Here is a 15,286-nt window from a genome sequence, read left to right as displayed (position 1 = left end):
GTTCAACGGGCCTTGGTTTTCTTTACGTCCAATCGACGCAAATGGCAGGTCACTTCCTCACGGTCGTGGTACAGCTGCTTGCAACCGATTTCCACACGAATGCCACGCGTCTTGAAGCCTTCCTGGATCCGCTCCAGCAAACGTTTTACCTCGGCGTAACGCTGTTTCATCGGCAACTTGAGGTTAACCACCGCTTCGCGGCAATGCCCCTCGCCGATCCAGGTTTCCAGCAGCGCCGCATTACGCGCGGGTTTCTCGACGATGTCGCAGACCATCCAGTCCACCGGCTGTTTGGGCGTGAAGACAAAACCATCGGCCATCAAGTGCTGCACCAGACCAGTGTCCATCAGGCTTTCGGCCATCGGTCCGTTGTCGATGGCCGTAACCAGCATGCCGCGATTGACCAATTGCCAGGTCCAGCCACCCGGCGCGGCCCCCAGGTCGACACCGGTCATGTCGCCGTGCAGGCGATCTTCCCACTGATCGCGGGGGATGAAGTGGTGCCAGGCCTCTTCCAGCTTCAAGGTCGAACGGCTCGGCGCCTCGCGAGGAAATTTCAGGCGCGGAATACCCATCGGCCACATCGCCGAGTTATTCGACTCGGCCAACCCCATGAACACTTCACGGCCGCTCTTGAAGGTCAACAGCAGGCGCGGCTTGCTGGCATCCTCCACCAACCTGCCGGCGGCCAGCAGCGCCTTGCGCAGATGAACCTCGAACTTTTTGCAAAAGTTCGACAGTTCCTTGCCATCATTGGTATCGACCATCTCCAGCCACAGGCTGCCGCATACCGGGAAACTGTGCAGGTGAGCGAGGATCACGCTGATGCGGTCAGTCTCCGGCAAGTCGATAAAGACCCCGCGCGCCCACTGCCGCGGGAAGATCAGCTCGGCAAAACGCTGGCCGTGCATCAAGCGTTGCGCGCCCTCTTCCTCGGTGCAGATAAATTCGGCGCAAGCGCTGCCGGTCTTGGCCTTGGCATAGCCCGAGACATTCAAGCGGGCGGCGTGCTCCGCAATCTCGGAACAGACTTCGCCTTCAAAGCCCGGGCGGCAGTGCATAAAAAGGGTGTTCATTGACTCTCCTGGATCACCGACCTTGCTCTGGCGCAAAGCCTGTCATGAAAACGCGCGCATGATAGCTGACTTCGGAACCTTGGTTATGTCCATAGAGTCCAGTTATTAGCCAGCTACTTAAAACAGCGCTAGGTTAGAAGCTCTGTCCGTCCCGTCAGGTCCGTAGCCGTGCGGACTAAAAGGAGTCATGTAATGTCATCCCTTGATAGCCTGAGAACCCTGAAGACACTCGAAATAGACAACAAGACCTACCATTATTTCAGCCTGCCCGAAGCCGCCAAGAGCCTGGGCGATCTGGACAAGCTACCAATGTCCCTGAAGGTGCTGCTGGAAAACCTGCTGCGCTGGGAGGACGAAAAAACCGTCACCGGCGCCGACCTCAAGGCCATCGCCGCCTGGCTCAAGGAGCGCCGTTCGGACCGCGAGATCCAGTACCGCCCGGCGCGAGTGCTGATGCAAGACTTTACCGGCGTGCCCGCGGTGGTCGACCTGGCCGCCATGCGCGCCGCCATGGCCAAGGCCGGTGGCGACCCGCAGCGCATCAACCCGTTGTCGCCGGTGGACCTGGTGATTGACCACTCGGTAATGGTCGACAAATTTGGCAACGCCGACGCTTTCGAACAGAACGTCGACATCGAAATGCAGCGCAACGGCGAACGCTACGCTTTCTTGCGCTGGGGCCAGAGCGCCTTCGACAACTTCAGCGTGGTGCCGCCCGGCACCGGCATTTGCCACCAGGTAAACCTGGAATACCTCGGTCGCACGGTATGGACCAAGGATGAAGACGGCCGCACTTACGCCTTCCCCGACACGCTGGTCGGCACCGACTCCCACACCACCATGATCAACGGCCTGGGCGTACTGGGCTGGGGCGTGGGCGGGATTGAAGCCGAAGCCGCGATGCTCGGCCAACCGGTGTCGATGCTGATCCCCGAAGTCATCGGGTTCAAGCTCACCGGCAAACTCAAGGAAGGCATCACCGCCACCGACCTGGTGCTGACCGTGACGCAAATGCTGCGTAAAAAAGGCGTGGTGGGCAAGTTCGTCGAATTTTACGGCGATGGCCTCGCCGATCTGCCGCTGGCCGACCGTGCCACGATCGCCAACATGGCACCGGAGTACGGCGCCACCTGTGGTTTCTTCCCGGTGGACGAGGTGACGCTGGACTACCTGCGCCTGTCAGGCCGTCCCGTTGAAACCATCAAATTGGTGGAGGCCTATACCAAGGCCCAGGGCTTGTGGCGCAACGCCGGCCAGGAACCGGTGTTCACGGACAGCCTGGCCTTGGACATGGGTACCGTCGAAGCCAGCCTCGCCGGACCGAAACGCCCTCAGGATCGCGTATCGCTGCCGAATGTCGGCCAGGCCTTCAGCGACTTCCTCGACTTGCAGTTCAAGCCCACCAACAAAGAAGAAGGCCGCCTGGAAAGCGAAGGCGGTGGCGGCGTCGCAGTGGGCAACGCGGATCTGGTGGGCGAAGCGGACTACGACTTTGAAGGTCAGACGTATCGCCTGAAAAATGGCGCGGTGGTGATCGCCGCGATCACCTCTTGCACCAACACCTCCAATCCGAGCGTGATGATGGCGGCGGGCCTGGTCGCGAAAAAAGCCGTGGAGAAAGGCCTGACCCGCAAACCGTGGGTAAAGACCTCCCTGGCACCTGGCTCCAAGGTCGTCACCGATTACTACAAGGCCGCCGGCCTGACTCACTATCTGGATCAGTTGGGCTTCGACCTGGTGGGTTACGGCTGCACCACCTGTATCGGCAACTCCGGTCCATTGCCGGAACCTATCGAGAAAGCTATCCAGAAAGCCGACCTCGCCGTCGCGTCCGTGCTGTCGGGGAACCGTAACTTCGAAGGCCGCGTCCATCCTTTGGTGAAAACCAACTGGCTGGCCTCGCCGCCGCTCGTCGTGGCATACGCTCTAGCCGGCACCGTGCGTATCGACATCAGCAGTGAGCCGCTGGGCGAAGGCAAGGATGGCAAGCCGGTTTACCTGCGCGACATCTGGCCCAGCAGCCAGGAAATCGCCGACGCCGTGGCCCAAGTCAGCACTGGCATGTTCCACAAGGAATACGCCGAAGTGTTTGCCGGCGACGAACAATGGCAGGCCATCGAAGTCCCGCAAGCCGCGACTTACGTGTGGCAGGACGATTCCACTTATATCCAGCATCCGCCGTTCTTCGATGACATTGCCGGGCCCTTGCCGGTGATCAAGGATGTCCAGGGCGCCAATGTCCTGGCCTTGCTTGGCGATTCGGTGACCACCGACCACATTTCCCCTGCCGGCAACATCAAGATTGACAGCCCGGCGGGTCGTTACCTGCGCGAACAGGGTGTCGAACCGCGGGACTTCAACTCCTACGGTTCACGCCGCGGCAACCACGAAGTGATGATGCGCGGCACCTTTGCCAATATCCGCATCCGCAATGAAATGCTGGGCGGCGAAGAAGGCGGCAACACGCTGTATATCCCTACCGGGGAAAAAATGCCGATTTACGATGCCGCAATGCAATACCAGGCCTCCGGCACGCCGCTGGTGGTCATCGCCGGCCAGGAATACGGCACCGGGTCGAGCCGCGACTGGGCGGCCAAGGGCACCAATCTGCTGGGGGTCAAGGCGGTGATTGCCGAGAGTTTTGAACGGATTCACCGTTCCAACCTGGTAGGCATGGGCGTGCTGCCGCTGCAGTTCAAGCTGGATCAGAACCGCAAGAGCTTGAAGCTGACAGGCAAGGAAAAGATCGACATCCTCGGCCTGACCGGTGCGATGCTTGTCCCTCGAATGAACCTGACGCTGGTGATAACCCGCGAAGATGGCAACCGCGAGCAGGTCGAGGTGCTGTGCCGGATCGATACGCTGAATGAGGTGGAGTACTTCAAGGCCGGGGGGATCTTGCACTACGTGCTGCGCCAACTGATCGCTGCATAAGGCACTACGCCTGACAAGACACCGCCTTAGGGCGGTGTTTTCATGTGGGCTGCCTGTGCGGTCGCTATAATACTGCCCATTTTCGACCCAAGGATCCCTCATGCTCGCTTTGCCCTGGCTGTACTTGGCGCTTCTCTCCATGGGTTATGGACTGGCCCTGATCTACGGGCACCTGGGTTGGCTGGCGCTGGCCTCAATCGGGTTATTGCTGGTCGCAGGCTTTGCCGTGCGCCAGCAACGGAACCCGTGGGCCCGCTACGTCGGGCATGGGCTGTTTATTGTCCTGGCCTTGGGCCTGGCAATGCACTGGTTGCCCGGTTTCCAAAACGGCCGAGGCATCGAGCCACAGCGCTTTACCGCCGATGCGGTGCCTTTTTCGATGTACCTGAACCAGGACAAGCCACTGATCGGCTTCTGGTTACTGCTGGTCTGTCCGTGGATCGTCGCCCGTCGTTCTTTACGCCTGTCGATCTATGCCACGGCGCTGGCCCTGACCTTGACGGCAATTGCTGCCCTCGGCGGCGGCGTACTGCTGGGGATCATCAGTTGGGCGCCAAAATGGCCGGAACAAGCCTGGTTATGGGTGTTGAACAACCTGCTGCTGGTGACCCTGGTGGAGGAAGCGCTGTTTCGAGGGTATATCCAGGGCGGCCTGAGCCATCGTTTCAAGCATTTGCCCTACGGCGAAAACCTCGCGCTGATGCTCGCCTCATTGCTGTTTGGCCTGGTACATGTGGGTGCGGGCTGGCAGTGGGTGCTGCTGGCCAGTATTGCCGGTACCGGCTACGGCCTGGCCTATCGTTTTGGCGGCTTGGGCGCGGCAATTGCCACTCATTTTGGCTTGAATCTGCTGCATTTCGGATTGTTCACCTACCCGATGCTGGCGGGCTGAAAGCCTGATCAGGCAACGACTGCAACGTACGCCAGCAGCGGTTGAGGGCTGCGTGAAACCGCGCTAATTATTGCAAAAATAAGTTAAATAAAAGGCGCGGCTGGTCGACAACCTATCAAAGCCTTGCGGATTGAACAGTCATGCGTAATAACCAGCCCGTTACCCAGCGCGAACGTACCTTCCCCGCTCAGCAACGGTTGATCTCCACCACTGACGCCAAAGGCGTGATCACTTACTGCAACGATGCGTTTGTAGAGATCAGTGGGTTTTCCCGGGAAGAATTGACGCGTGCCCCGCACAACCTGGTGCGTCACCCGGACGTGCCGGCGGCGGTGTTCGCGCACATGTGGGCGACGCTCAAACAAGGCTTGCCATGGATGGGCATTGTTAAAAACCGCTGCAAGACCGGCGACCATTACTGGGTCAATGCCTACGTGACACCGGTCTTCGAGGGCCAGCAGGTGGTCGGCTATGAGTCGGTGCGGGTCAAACCCACGGCCGAGCAAATCCGCCGGGCCGAAGCGCTGTATCAGCGCATCAACCAAGGCAAGTCGGCCATTCCACGCAGCGACAAATGGCTGCCGGTACTGCAGGACTGGCTACCCTTTATTCTGGTCAGCCAACTGAGTTTCCTGATCGGCATCTGGCTCAATTCCCAATGGGGTTTCGCCCTGGCCGCCGCCCTCTCGGTGCCGCTGGGATTGCTCGGCCTGACCTGGCAACAGCGCGGCCTGAAGCGTTTGTTGCGCCTGGCCGAGCAAACCACCTCCGACCCGCTGATCGCGCAGATGTACACCGATAGCCGGGGTGCACAAGCACGACTGGAAATGTCGATCCTGAGCCAGGAAGCCCGCCTGAAAACCTGTCTGACACGTTTGCAGGACACCGCCGAGCACCTCAACGACCAGGCGCGGCAGTCCAATACCCTGGCGCATAACAGTTCCACCGGACTGGAACGCCAGCGGGTGGAAACCGAGCAGGTGGCCACGGCGATCAATCAGATGGCCGCGACCACCCAGGAAGTCGCCAGCCATGTGCAGCGCACGGCCGATGCCACCCAGGAAGCCAATCGCCTGACCGGTCGCGGTCGCGATATTGCCGGGGAAACCCGCGAAGCTATTCAGCGCTTGTCGGTGGTGGTCGGGGAAACCGGTGCAACGGTGACCCAACTGGCCAAGGACAGTGACGAAATCGGCGGCGTGGTGGATGTGATCAAAGGCATCGCCGACCAGACCAACCTGCTGGCCCTGAACGCCGCCATCGAAGCGGCCCGTGCCGGTGAGATGGGTCGTGGTTTTGCGGTGGTCGCCGACGAAGTGCGGCAACTGGCCCAACGTACCAGCGAATCCACCGGGCAGATTCACGCGCTGATCGCCAAGCTGCAACAGACCGCCAGCACCGCCGTACAAACCATGGACGCCGGGCATCGTCAGGCAGAAGAAGGCGTGGCCCGTGTCATGGAAGCGGATCAGGCGCTGGTGGGCATCAGCGAAGCCGTGGCGCATATCACCGACATGACCACCCAGATCGCCGCCGCGACCGAAGAACAAAGTTCGGTGGCTGAAGAGATCAGCCGCAACATCAGCACCATCGCGCTGCTGGCGGACCAGACCTCGGAACAGGCCTTGAGCTCGGCGCAGTTGAGTGAAGAGCTGACCCTTACGGCGAATACGCAGTACTCGTTGGTGGAACGCTTCAACCGCTGACGACTGTGGCGAGGGGGGTGTCCTGTGGCTAGGGGGCTTGTCCCCCGTCGGGCTACACAGCGGCCCCAAAACCTGCCGCTGAGTGCCGCCTGATACACCGCCATCGTCTTTAATCGGGCTAACGGTTGCCGAGAAATTCTGACACCTTTCTTGCCGCAGCCTCCAGATGCTGTGCATGACTGAACCCCGAGGCCTTCAACGGCTTCAAATCATGATCCCCCGCCCCCAGCCACAGCATTTCGATGCTCGGCGACAGCGTGTATCCCGCGACCGCCGCTCGATTCCCCAGCGCATCCCGTTCGCCCTGGACAATCAACGTCGGCGTCTGCAGCCCGGCCAGATGCTCGACCCGCGGTTTTTCCGGTTTGCCCACCGCGTAGAACGGATAGCCCAGGCACACCAGCCCATCAGCCGCCAACTCATCGGCCAATAAACTGGCCATCCGCCCGCCCATGGACTTGCCACCGACGGCAAGTCGCCCCGTGACATGGCGTCGCACCTCGGCATATACCTCACGCCAACACTCCAGCAGTTTAGGTGCCGGGTTTGGCGGTCGCTTGCCACCGTCCAGCCGCCGCTGGGCCATGTAGGGAAACTCGAAGCGCACTACGTTGACCCCACGCCCGGCGAGGCGTGCAGCCATGTCATTCATAAAGCCCGAGTCCATCGGCGCACCGGCGCCGTGGGCCAGAATCAGCGTCGTGCCGTGGCCCGGCGCTGCGCCGCAAGCCGCATCCCACAGCCAGCCGCGCTCACGCACACACTGCGCCCATTGATCCCCGTCAATACTGGCCTTGTGCTCTTTGCCCATGCTTGCCTCGCTTTTTAGTCTGCCTATAACTCCAGCCCAAGTGCCGCATCGACTTGGGTTGAACCGTGGATGGGGAACCATGAACACTACTTTAAGTACCGCCTATAACTACAAGGTGGTCCGCCAATTCGCCATTATGACGGTGGTGTGGGGCATCGTCGGCATGGGGCTCGGGGTTTTTCTCGCGGCCCAGTTGGTATGGCCTCAACTCAACTTCGATCTGCCCTGGACCAGTTTTGGTCGATTGCGCCCGCTGCACACCAACGCGGTGATCTTCGCCTTTGGTGGTTGCGCGCTGTTTGCCAGCTCTTTCTACTCGGTGCAGCGCACCTGCCAGACACAACTGTTCGCGCCGAAAATCGCGGCGTTCTGCTTCTGGGGCTGGCAGTTGGTCATTGTCCTGGCCGCGATCACCTTGCCACTCGGTTACACCAGTTCCAAGGAATACGCCGAACTGGAATGGCCGATCGATATCCTGATCACCATTGTCTGGGTGGCCTACGCCATTGTGTTCTTTGGCACCGTGGCCAAGCGCAACACCAAGCACATCTACGTCGGCAACTGGTTCTTTGGCGGGTTCATCCTCACCGTGGCAATCCTGCATATCGTCAACAACCTGGAAATCCCGGTCAGCCTGACCAAGTCCTACTCGCTGTACGGCGGTGCGACGGATGCGATGGTGCAGTGGTGGTATGGCCATAACGCCGTAGGTTTCTTCCTGACCGCTGGCTTCCTGGGGATGATGTACTACTTCGTGCCGAAACAGGCCGAGCGTCCGGTGTATTCCTATCGTTTGTCCATCGTGCATTTCTGGGCGCTGATCACCCTGTATATCTGGGCCGGCCCTCACCACCTGCACTACACCGCGCTGCCGGATTGGGCGCAATCGCTGGGCATGGTGATGTCGCTGGTACTGCTGGCGCCGAGCTGGGGCGGCATGATCAACGGCATGATGACCCTCTCGGGCGCCTGGCATAAGTTGCGCAGCGACCCGATCCTGCGCTTCCTCGTGGTCTCCCTGGCGTTCTACGGCATGTCGACCTTCGAAGGCCCGATGATGGCGATCAAGACCGTCAACTCGCTGTCCCACTACACCGACTGGACCATCGGCCACGTACACGCCGGCGCCCTCGGCTGGGTCGCGATGATTTCCATCGGCGCGCTGTACCACATGATCCCGAAAGTCTTCGGTCGCGAGCAGATGTACAGCCTCGGCCTGATCAACGCGCACTTCTGGCTGGCCACCATCGGCACCGTGCTCTACATCGCGTCGATGTGGGTCAACGGCATTGCCCAGGGCCTGATGTGGCGCGCGGTCAACGAAGACGGCACCTTGACCTACTCCTTCGTCGAAACCCTGGTGGCCAGCCACCCAGGCTTCATCGTGCGGTTGGTGGGTGGCGCGATCTTCCTCAGCGGCATGTTCCTGATGGCTTACAACACTTGGCGCACCGTGCGTTCGGCGCAACCCGCTGAAATCACCGCTGCGGCGCAGATGGCCTGAGGAGTCAGTGATGAAACACGAAACCATTGAAAAAAACGTCGGCCTGCTGATGCTGCTGATGGTGCTCGCCGTGAGCATCGGCGGCCTGACGCAGATCGTCCCGCTGTTCTTCCAGGACGTCACCAACAAGCCGGTGGAAGGCATGAAGCCTTACACCGCACTGCAACTGGAAGGCCGCGACATTTATATCCGCGAAGGCTGCGTGCAGTGCCATTCGCAAATGATCCGGCCGTTCCGCGCCGAAACCGAACGCTACGGTCACTACTCGGTCGCCGGGGAAAGCGTGTGGGATCACCCATTCCTGTGGGGCTCCAAACGTACCGGGCCGGACCTGGCGCGCGTCGGCGCTCGCTACTCGGACGACTGGCATCGCGCGCACCTGTACAACCCGCGCAACGTAGTGCCGGAATCGAAGATGCCGGCCTATCCATGGCTGGTCACCGCCCAGGTCGACAGCCGCCACACCGAAACCAAGCTCAAAGTCATGCGCACCCTCGGCGTGCCATACACCGACGCTGACATCAGTGGCGCAGTGGACAGCCTCAAGGGCAAGACCGAAATGGACGCGTTGGTCGCCTATCTGCAAGTGCTCGGCACTGCGATCAAGAGCAAGAGGTGAACCATGGGATTTGAACTGGATATCGGAATGATCCGCGGCCTCGGCACACTGGTGGTGGCGATTGCCTTCATCGGCCTGTCCCTGTGGGTGTTCAACGCCAAGCGCAACCCGGAGTTCGCCGAAGCCTGCCTGCTGCCATTTGCCGATGAACCGTCACCGGACATCGCCACCCCATCCGACGCTCAAGAAGAGCCTGTAACAAGGAGCATCCGGCCATGACTACCTTTTGGAGTACATGGATCTGCGTACTGACCCTCGGCAGCCTGATCGGCTTGACCTGGTTGCTGTTCAGCACCCGCCGGGGCGAGACCAAGGGCAGTGTCGACCAGACCATGGGCCACGCCTTCGACGGGATCGAGGAATACGACAATCCCCTGCCCCAATGGTGGTTCCTGTTATTCGTCGGCACGCTGGTGTTTGCCGTCGGCTACTTGATCCTGTATCCGGGCCTGGGTAACTGGAAAGGCCTATTGCCAGGCTATGAAGACGGTTGGACCCAAACCAAGGAATGGGACAAGGAAATGGCCAGGGCTGACGCCAAATTCGGGCCTATCTTCGCCAAATTTGCAGCCATGCCCGTAGAAGAAGTGGCTAAAGACCCGCAAGCCTTGAAAATGGGCGGCCGTCTGTTTGCCTCCAACTGTTCGGTGTGCCACGGCTCGGATGCCAAGGGCGCCTACGGCTTTCCGAATCTGGCGGACAGCAACTGGCGCTGGGGCGGTTCGGCCGAAGCGATCAAGCAGAGCATCATGAACGGTCGCCATGCCGCAATGCCGGCCTGGGGTGAAGTGCTGGGTGAAGAGGGCGTCAAGAACGTCGCCGCTTATGTGCGTCACGACCTGGCCAGGTTACCGCTGCCGGCTGACAGCCAGGTCGACCTGGCCGCCGGGCAGCAAGCGTTCGCCACCACGTGTGTCGCGTGCCACGGCCCTGAAGGCCACGGCGTCGAAGCCATGGGCGCGCCGAACCTGACACAGCCTGCCGGTTTTATCTACGGCACCAGCCTGGCGCAGTTGCAACAAACCATCCGCCACGGTCGCCAGGGCCAGATGCCAGCCCAGCAGGCGCTGCAAGGCAATGACAAGGTTCACCTGCTGGCGGCCTACGTCTACAGTCTGTCCCACAACGCTGATGGCGCAACGCCCGAAAGCCCCGTGCAATAAGCGTGGACTGCCGCTCCGATCCGGGGCGGCAACTCGCTCCTACAGCAATCCGTTACGCGCGGCAAAGTGTCACACCCTTCCAAAGCACACCTTTCCCCTCCTGCCATTCGGGTCTACGCTTGCTCTCACAGCGGAGCGGTTTTGGCGTACGCGGCTACAATCGTCGCGACCCGAGAAAAACCTGTCCACTTGATCAGCTTTATATTTCGGATTTTGTCCTTACGCCAAACATGGAAAGGGCGCAGAATCTGGTTTGGAACGCCTTGACGCAGGTCAGCGCTACGTTGCAATGGCACCCCGCTTTCTCCATACTTGCGGCCGATTTTTATCCTAATAAAATACCTAAACCGTGGAACCTTAGAATGAGCACAGCAATCAGTCCGACTGCTTATAACTATAAGGTAGTCCGCCAGTTCGCCATCATGACGGTGGTCTGGGGGATCCTTGGCATGGGGCTCGGAGTCTTCATCGCCTCGCAACTGGTCTGGCCGGAGTTGAACTTCGACTTGCCATGGACGACGTTTGGACGCCTGCGCCCGCTGCACACCAACCTGGTGATTTTCGCCTTCGGCGGATGCGCACTGTTTGCCACTTCCTACTATGTCGTGCAGCGAACCTGCCAGACGCGACTGATTTCCGACGGTCTCGCCGCCTTCACCTTCTGGGGCTGGCAAGCGGTCATCATCGGCGCCATCATCACCCTGCCAATGGGCTTCACCACCACCAAGGAATACGCGGAATTGGAATGGCCACTTGCCATCCTTCTGGCGATCGTCTGGGTGACCTACGGCATCGTGTTCTTCGGCACCATCGTCAAGCGCAAGACCAAGCACATCTACGTGGGCAACTGGTTCTACGGTGCGTTTATCGTCGTGACGGCGATGCTGCACATCGTCAACCACGCGTCGCTGCCCGTGAGTTTCTTCAAGTCCTACTCGGCCTACTCCGGGGCAACGGACGCGATGATCCAATGGTGGTACGGCCACAACGCCGTGGGCTTCTTCCTGACCACCGGCTTTCTGGGGATGATGTACTACTTCGTGCCGAAACAGGCCGAGCGTCCGATCTACTCCTATCGCCTGTCCATCGTGCACTTCTGGGCGCTGATCACCCTGTACATCTGGGCCGGTCCGCACCACCTGCACTACACCGCATTGCCGGATTGGGCGCAGTCGTTGGGCATGGCCATGTCGATCGTGCTGCTGGCACCGAGCTGGGGTGGCATGATCAACGGCATGATGACCCTCTCGGGCGCCTGGCATAAGCTGCGCACCGACCCGATCCTGCGCTTCCTCGTGGTATCGCTGGCGTTCTACGGCATGTCGACCTTTGAAGGTCCGATGATGGCGATCAAGACCGTCAACTCGTTGTCCCACTACACCGACTGGACCATCGGCCACGTACACGCCGGCGCTCTGGGCTGGGTCGCGATGATTTCCATCGGCGCGCTGTACCACATGATTCCCAAGCTCTACGGCCGTGCGCAGATGCACAGCACCAGCCTGATCAATACGCACTTCTGGCTGGCCACGATCGGTACCGTGCTCTACATCGCCTCGATGTGGGTCAACGGCATCACCCAGGGCCTGATGTGGCGTGCAATCAACGATGACGGCACCCTCACCTACTCTTTCGTAGAAGCGCTGCAAGCCAGCCATCCTGGTTTCATCGTACGCGCCCTCGGTGGTGCGTTCTTTGCCAGCGGCATGTTGTTCATGGCCTACAACGTCTGGCGCACCGTGCGTGCCTCCAACTCTGTAGAGGCTGAAGCCGCCGCCAAGATCGCCGTTGTGGGAGCGCACTGATGAAGCATGAAGCCGTAGAGAAGAATATCGGCCTGCTGGCCTTCTTCATGGTCATCGCCGTGAGTATCGGCGGCCTGACCCAGATCGTCCCGCTGTTTTTCCAGGACGTGACCAACAAGCCGGTGGAAGGCATGAAGCCGCGCACCGCCCTTGAACTGGAAGGCCGTGACGTCTACATCGCCAACGGTTGCGTCGGTTGTCACTCGCAGATGATCCGTCCGTTCCGCGCCGAAACCGAACGCTACGGGCACTACTCGGTAGCGGGTGAAAGCGTGTGGGATCACCCGTTCCTGTGGGGCTCCAAGCGTACGGGTCCGGACCTGGCGCGGGTGGGCGGTCGTTACTCCGATGACTGGCAGCGTGCGCACCTGTACAACCCGCGCAACGTGGTGCCCGAGTCGAAAATGCCGGCGTACCCGTTCCTCGTGGAAAACAAGCTCGACGGCAAAGACACGGCGAAGAAAATGCAAGTCTTGCGCACCCTGGGCGTGCCTTACACCGACGAAGACATCGCCGGTGCTCAGGCCGCGGTAAAGGGCAAGACCGAAATGGACGCGCTGGTGGCCTATCTGCAAGGCCTGGGCACCATCATCAAAAGCAAACGGTGATCTGAATGGATATCGGGATGATTCGAGGCCTGGGCACCGTTGTCGTGATGGTGGCCTTTATCGGTCTGGCGTTGTGGGTGTTCAGCCCCAAGCGCAAGTCAGAGTTTGAAGACGCGACCTTGCTGCCTTTCGCGGATGATCCCGAAGCCATCAAGCACGTCGAGCAAGCTTCTAGGAGTAACAAAGAATGACTACGTTCTGGAGTCTGTACGTCACAGTCCTCAGTCTGGGTACCATTTTTGCCCTGACCTGGCTGCTGCTGTCGACCCGCAAGGGCCAGCGCGCCGAGCAAACGGACGAGACGGTTGGCCACTCGTTCGACGGGATCGAGGAATACGACAACCCGCTGCCAAAGTGGTGGTTCATGCTGTTCGTCGGCACCATCGTTTTCGCCCTGGGCTACCTGGCGTTGTACCCCGGCCTGGGCAACTGGAAAGGCTTGCTGCCGGGCTACGCCTACCTCGACAACGAAAAGCAAACCCCGTTCGCCAACGGCCAGACCGGCTGGACCGGCGTGCACGAGTGGGAAAAGGAAATGGCGCGCTCGGAGGCCAAGTTCGGGCCGATCTTCGCCAAGTTCGCCTCCATGCCGATTGAAGAAGTGGCCAAGGACCCGCAAGCCTTGAAGATGGGCGGACGCCTGTTCGCCTCCAACTGCTCGGTGTGCCACGGCTCCGACGCCAAGGGCGCTTATGGCTTTCCGAACCTGACCGACGCCGACTGGCGCTGGGGTGGAGAGCCGGAAACCATCAAGGCTTCGATCATGGGCGGCCGTCACGCAGTGATGCCTGCCTGGGCCGAAGTCATTGGCGAGCAAGGCGTGGCCGACGTGTCCGCGTTCGTATTGACCCAGCTCGATGGCCGCAAGCTGCCGGAAGGCGCCAAGGCCGACGTGGCCAACGGCGAGAAACTCTTCGCCGCCAACTGCGTGGCGTGCCACGGCCCAGCCGGTAAAGGTACTCCTGCGATGGGCGCACCCGACCTGACTCATCCGGGCGCATTCATTTACGGCTCGAGCTTCGCGCAATTGCAGCAGACCATCCGTTACGGCCGCCAGGGCCAGATGCCTGCGCAGGAACACCTGCAAGGCAACGACAAGGTGCACCTGCTGGCAGCCTACGTTTACAGCCTGTCCCATGGCGAACAGGCTCCAGCGGCGAACGCCGAATAAGGCATCCGCTGGTTACACTCAAGGCCCCGTCAAGCAATGTTGACGGGGCCTTTTTTGTGGGTGGGCACCACGCGTCGGGGCGGCTTGGCTTGCTCGCAGCCGTCACAGGTAGTAACGTGCCTACATTCGAGTTTTCCGAGGGCACCGCCATGTCCATCACGACCATTTCCAGCCGCGAATTCAACCATGACACAAGTGGTGCCAAAAAAGCCGCCCGCCTGGGGCCGGTCATCATCACCGACCGTGGCAAGCCGGCCCATGTGCTGCTAAGTATTGAGGAGTACCAGAAACTGACCGGCATCGGCGCAAGCCTTGTCGAGTTGCTGGTCATGCCCGATGCGTCGGATATCGACTTCGAGACCGAACGCGCCGTCATCACTCCCCGGCCGATGGACCTGTCCTGATGTTTTTGCTCGATACCCATGTCATTTCGGAACTGCGAAAACCCCAGGCAGATAAACACGTACAGGCCTGGGCACGTAGCGTGTCCGCCGCCAACCTGTATGTCTCGGCAATTACCGTATTGGAACTGGAAACCGGTGTATTGCGGTTCGAACGCAAGGATCCGGCACAAGGCGGCCGCCTGCGGGCATGGCTGGATAACCATGTCCTGCCGGCGTTTGCGGGCAGAATCCTGGCGGTCGACCGCGCCGTCGCGCTGCGTTGCGCGCGCCTGCACGTACCGGATCGCAGCAATCAATGCGCTGCACTGATTGCCGCCACCGCGCTGGTCCATGGATTGACCGTGGTCACCCGCAACGTGACGGACTTCCAAAACACTGGCGTGGCGCTGCTCAATCCGTGGTCAAGCTAATCTGACCTCGCGACGGCCCCTCAATTACCGCCAAGGAAATAGGCGCAATGGATATCGAAACACTTAAGCGCGTAACGCTGAGCACCCAGCATGTCTGACGCCCTCTGGGCCGCCCGCATGGGCGACGCGCTCAACCATACCTCGATGATGGCCGACATCCTCGGCGGCGTGCTGGAGGTGGCG

Annotated in this window: 15 protein-coding genes; 13 read left to right on the top strand and 2 right to left on the bottom strand. The window is 60.5% G+C overall.

Annotation, left to right across the window (positions count from 1 at the left end):
- Window positions 1–2 precede the first annotated feature (2 nt).
- Window positions 3–1,076: a 23S rRNA (cytidine(2498)-2'-O)-methyltransferase RlmM gene (gene rlmM, locus AC6CIA_RS14810; RefSeq protein WP_084381607.1), complete on the bottom strand. Its 1,074-nt coding sequence runs from the start codon at window positions 1,074–1,076 to the stop codon at window positions 3–5.
- Window positions 1,077–1,268: 192 nt separating this feature from the next.
- Between rlmM and acnA the strand changes: the two genes are divergently transcribed.
- The 3 genes from acnA to AC6CIA_RS14795 all read left to right on the top strand — a co-directional run bounded on the left by acnA (window position 1,269) and on the right by AC6CIA_RS14795 (window position 6,608).
- On the top strand, window positions 1,269–4,010 hold the full coding sequence (gene acnA, locus AC6CIA_RS14805; RefSeq protein ID WP_498313020.1) for an aconitate hydratase AcnA: 2,742 nt from the start codon (window positions 1,269–1,271) through the stop codon (window positions 4,008–4,010).
- 100 nt (window positions 4,011–4,110) lie between these two features.
- Window positions 4,111–4,902 (top strand): CPBP family intramembrane glutamic endopeptidase, encoded by a 792-nt coding sequence (locus tag AC6CIA_RS14800; RefSeq protein ID WP_498313019.1) that lies wholly within the window; start codon window positions 4,111–4,113, stop codon window positions 4,900–4,902.
- A 140-nt stretch (window positions 4,903–5,042) separates the two neighbouring features.
- Window positions 5,043–6,608, top strand: coding sequence for a methyl-accepting chemotaxis protein (locus tag AC6CIA_RS14795; RefSeq protein WP_498313017.1), 1,566 nt, complete (start codon window positions 5,043–5,045; stop codon window positions 6,606–6,608).
- 118 nt (window positions 6,609–6,726) lie between these two features.
- On the opposite strand, the gene AC6CIA_RS14790 is transcribed toward AC6CIA_RS14795, so the two are convergent.
- Complete coding sequence (locus tag AC6CIA_RS14790; protein WP_498313015.1) at window positions 6,727–7,419, bottom strand: alpha/beta family hydrolase; 693 nt, start codon at window positions 7,417–7,419, stop codon at window positions 6,727–6,729.
- A gap of 79 nt (window positions 7,420–7,498) precedes the next feature.
- On the opposite strand from AC6CIA_RS14790, the gene ccoN (AC6CIA_RS14785) reads away from it, so the two are divergent.
- The 10 genes from ccoN (AC6CIA_RS14785) to AC6CIA_RS14740 all read left to right on the top strand — a co-directional run bounded on the left by ccoN (AC6CIA_RS14785) (window position 7,499) and on the right by AC6CIA_RS14740 (window position 15,103).
- Window positions 7,499–8,923, top strand: coding sequence for a cytochrome-c oxidase, cbb3-type subunit I (ccoN, locus tag AC6CIA_RS14785; protein ID WP_339533333.1), 1,425 nt, complete (start codon window positions 7,499–7,501; stop codon window positions 8,921–8,923).
- A 10-nt stretch (window positions 8,924–8,933) separates the two neighbouring features.
- On the top strand, window positions 8,934–9,542 hold the full coding sequence (gene ccoO / locus AC6CIA_RS14780; protein ID WP_498313013.1) for a cytochrome-c oxidase, cbb3-type subunit II: 609 nt from the start codon (window positions 8,934–8,936) through the stop codon (window positions 9,540–9,542).
- A gap of 3 nt (window positions 9,543–9,545) precedes the next feature.
- The gene (locus tag AC6CIA_RS14775; RefSeq protein ID WP_498313011.1) at window positions 9,546–9,761 is read left to right on the top strand and encodes a cbb3-type cytochrome oxidase subunit 3; all 216 of its coding nucleotides are present in this window, start codon (window positions 9,546–9,548) and stop codon (window positions 9,759–9,761) included.
- Window positions 9,758–10,705 carry a cytochrome-c oxidase, cbb3-type subunit III gene (gene ccoP, locus AC6CIA_RS14770; protein WP_498313009.1) on the top strand — a complete coding sequence of 316 codons (948 nt, stop codon included), beginning with the start codon at window positions 9,758–9,760 and terminating at the stop codon, window positions 10,703–10,705. Before AC6CIA_RS14775 ends, ccoP (AC6CIA_RS14770) begins: the two co-directional genes overlap by 4 nt.
- Window positions 10,706–11,067: 362 nt before the next feature.
- On the top strand, window positions 11,068–12,510 hold the full coding sequence (ccoN, locus tag AC6CIA_RS14765; RefSeq protein ID WP_498313007.1) for a cytochrome-c oxidase, cbb3-type subunit I: 1,443 nt from the start codon (window positions 11,068–11,070) through the stop codon (window positions 12,508–12,510).
- Complete coding sequence (gene ccoO, locus AC6CIA_RS14760; protein WP_339533338.1) at window positions 12,510–13,118, top strand: cytochrome-c oxidase, cbb3-type subunit II; 609 nt, start codon at window positions 12,510–12,512, stop codon at window positions 13,116–13,118. Before ccoN (AC6CIA_RS14765) ends, ccoO (AC6CIA_RS14760) begins: the two co-directional genes overlap by 1 nt.
- 5 nt (window positions 13,119–13,123) lie before the next feature.
- Window positions 13,124–13,309 carry a CcoQ/FixQ family Cbb3-type cytochrome c oxidase assembly chaperone gene (locus tag AC6CIA_RS14755; protein WP_003175465.1) on the top strand — a complete coding sequence of 62 codons (186 nt, stop codon included), beginning with the start codon at window positions 13,124–13,126 and terminating at the stop codon, window positions 13,307–13,309.
- Window positions 13,306–14,289: a cytochrome-c oxidase, cbb3-type subunit III gene (gene ccoP / locus AC6CIA_RS14750; RefSeq protein WP_084381617.1), complete on the top strand. Its 984-nt coding sequence runs from the start codon at window positions 13,306–13,308 to the stop codon at window positions 14,287–14,289. The genes AC6CIA_RS14755 and ccoP (AC6CIA_RS14750) overlap by 4 nt, the downstream gene beginning before the upstream one ends.
- Before the next feature lie 149 nt (window positions 14,290–14,438).
- Window positions 14,439–14,693, top strand: a complete 255-nt coding sequence (locus tag AC6CIA_RS14745) for a type II toxin-antitoxin system Phd/YefM family antitoxin (RefSeq protein ID WP_498313005.1) — start codon at window positions 14,439–14,441, stop codon at window positions 14,691–14,693.
- On the top strand, window positions 14,693–15,103 hold the full coding sequence (locus AC6CIA_RS14740; protein ID WP_498313003.1) for a type II toxin-antitoxin system VapC family toxin: 411 nt from the start codon (window positions 14,693–14,695) through the stop codon (window positions 15,101–15,103). Before AC6CIA_RS14745 ends, AC6CIA_RS14740 begins: the two co-directional genes overlap by 1 nt.
- Window positions 15,104–15,286: the final 183 nt, after the last annotated feature.

It is taken from the genome of Pseudomonas sp. GQ91 (assembly GCF_059758795.1).
This window is presented reverse-complemented; position numbering and strand designations above follow the sequence as displayed.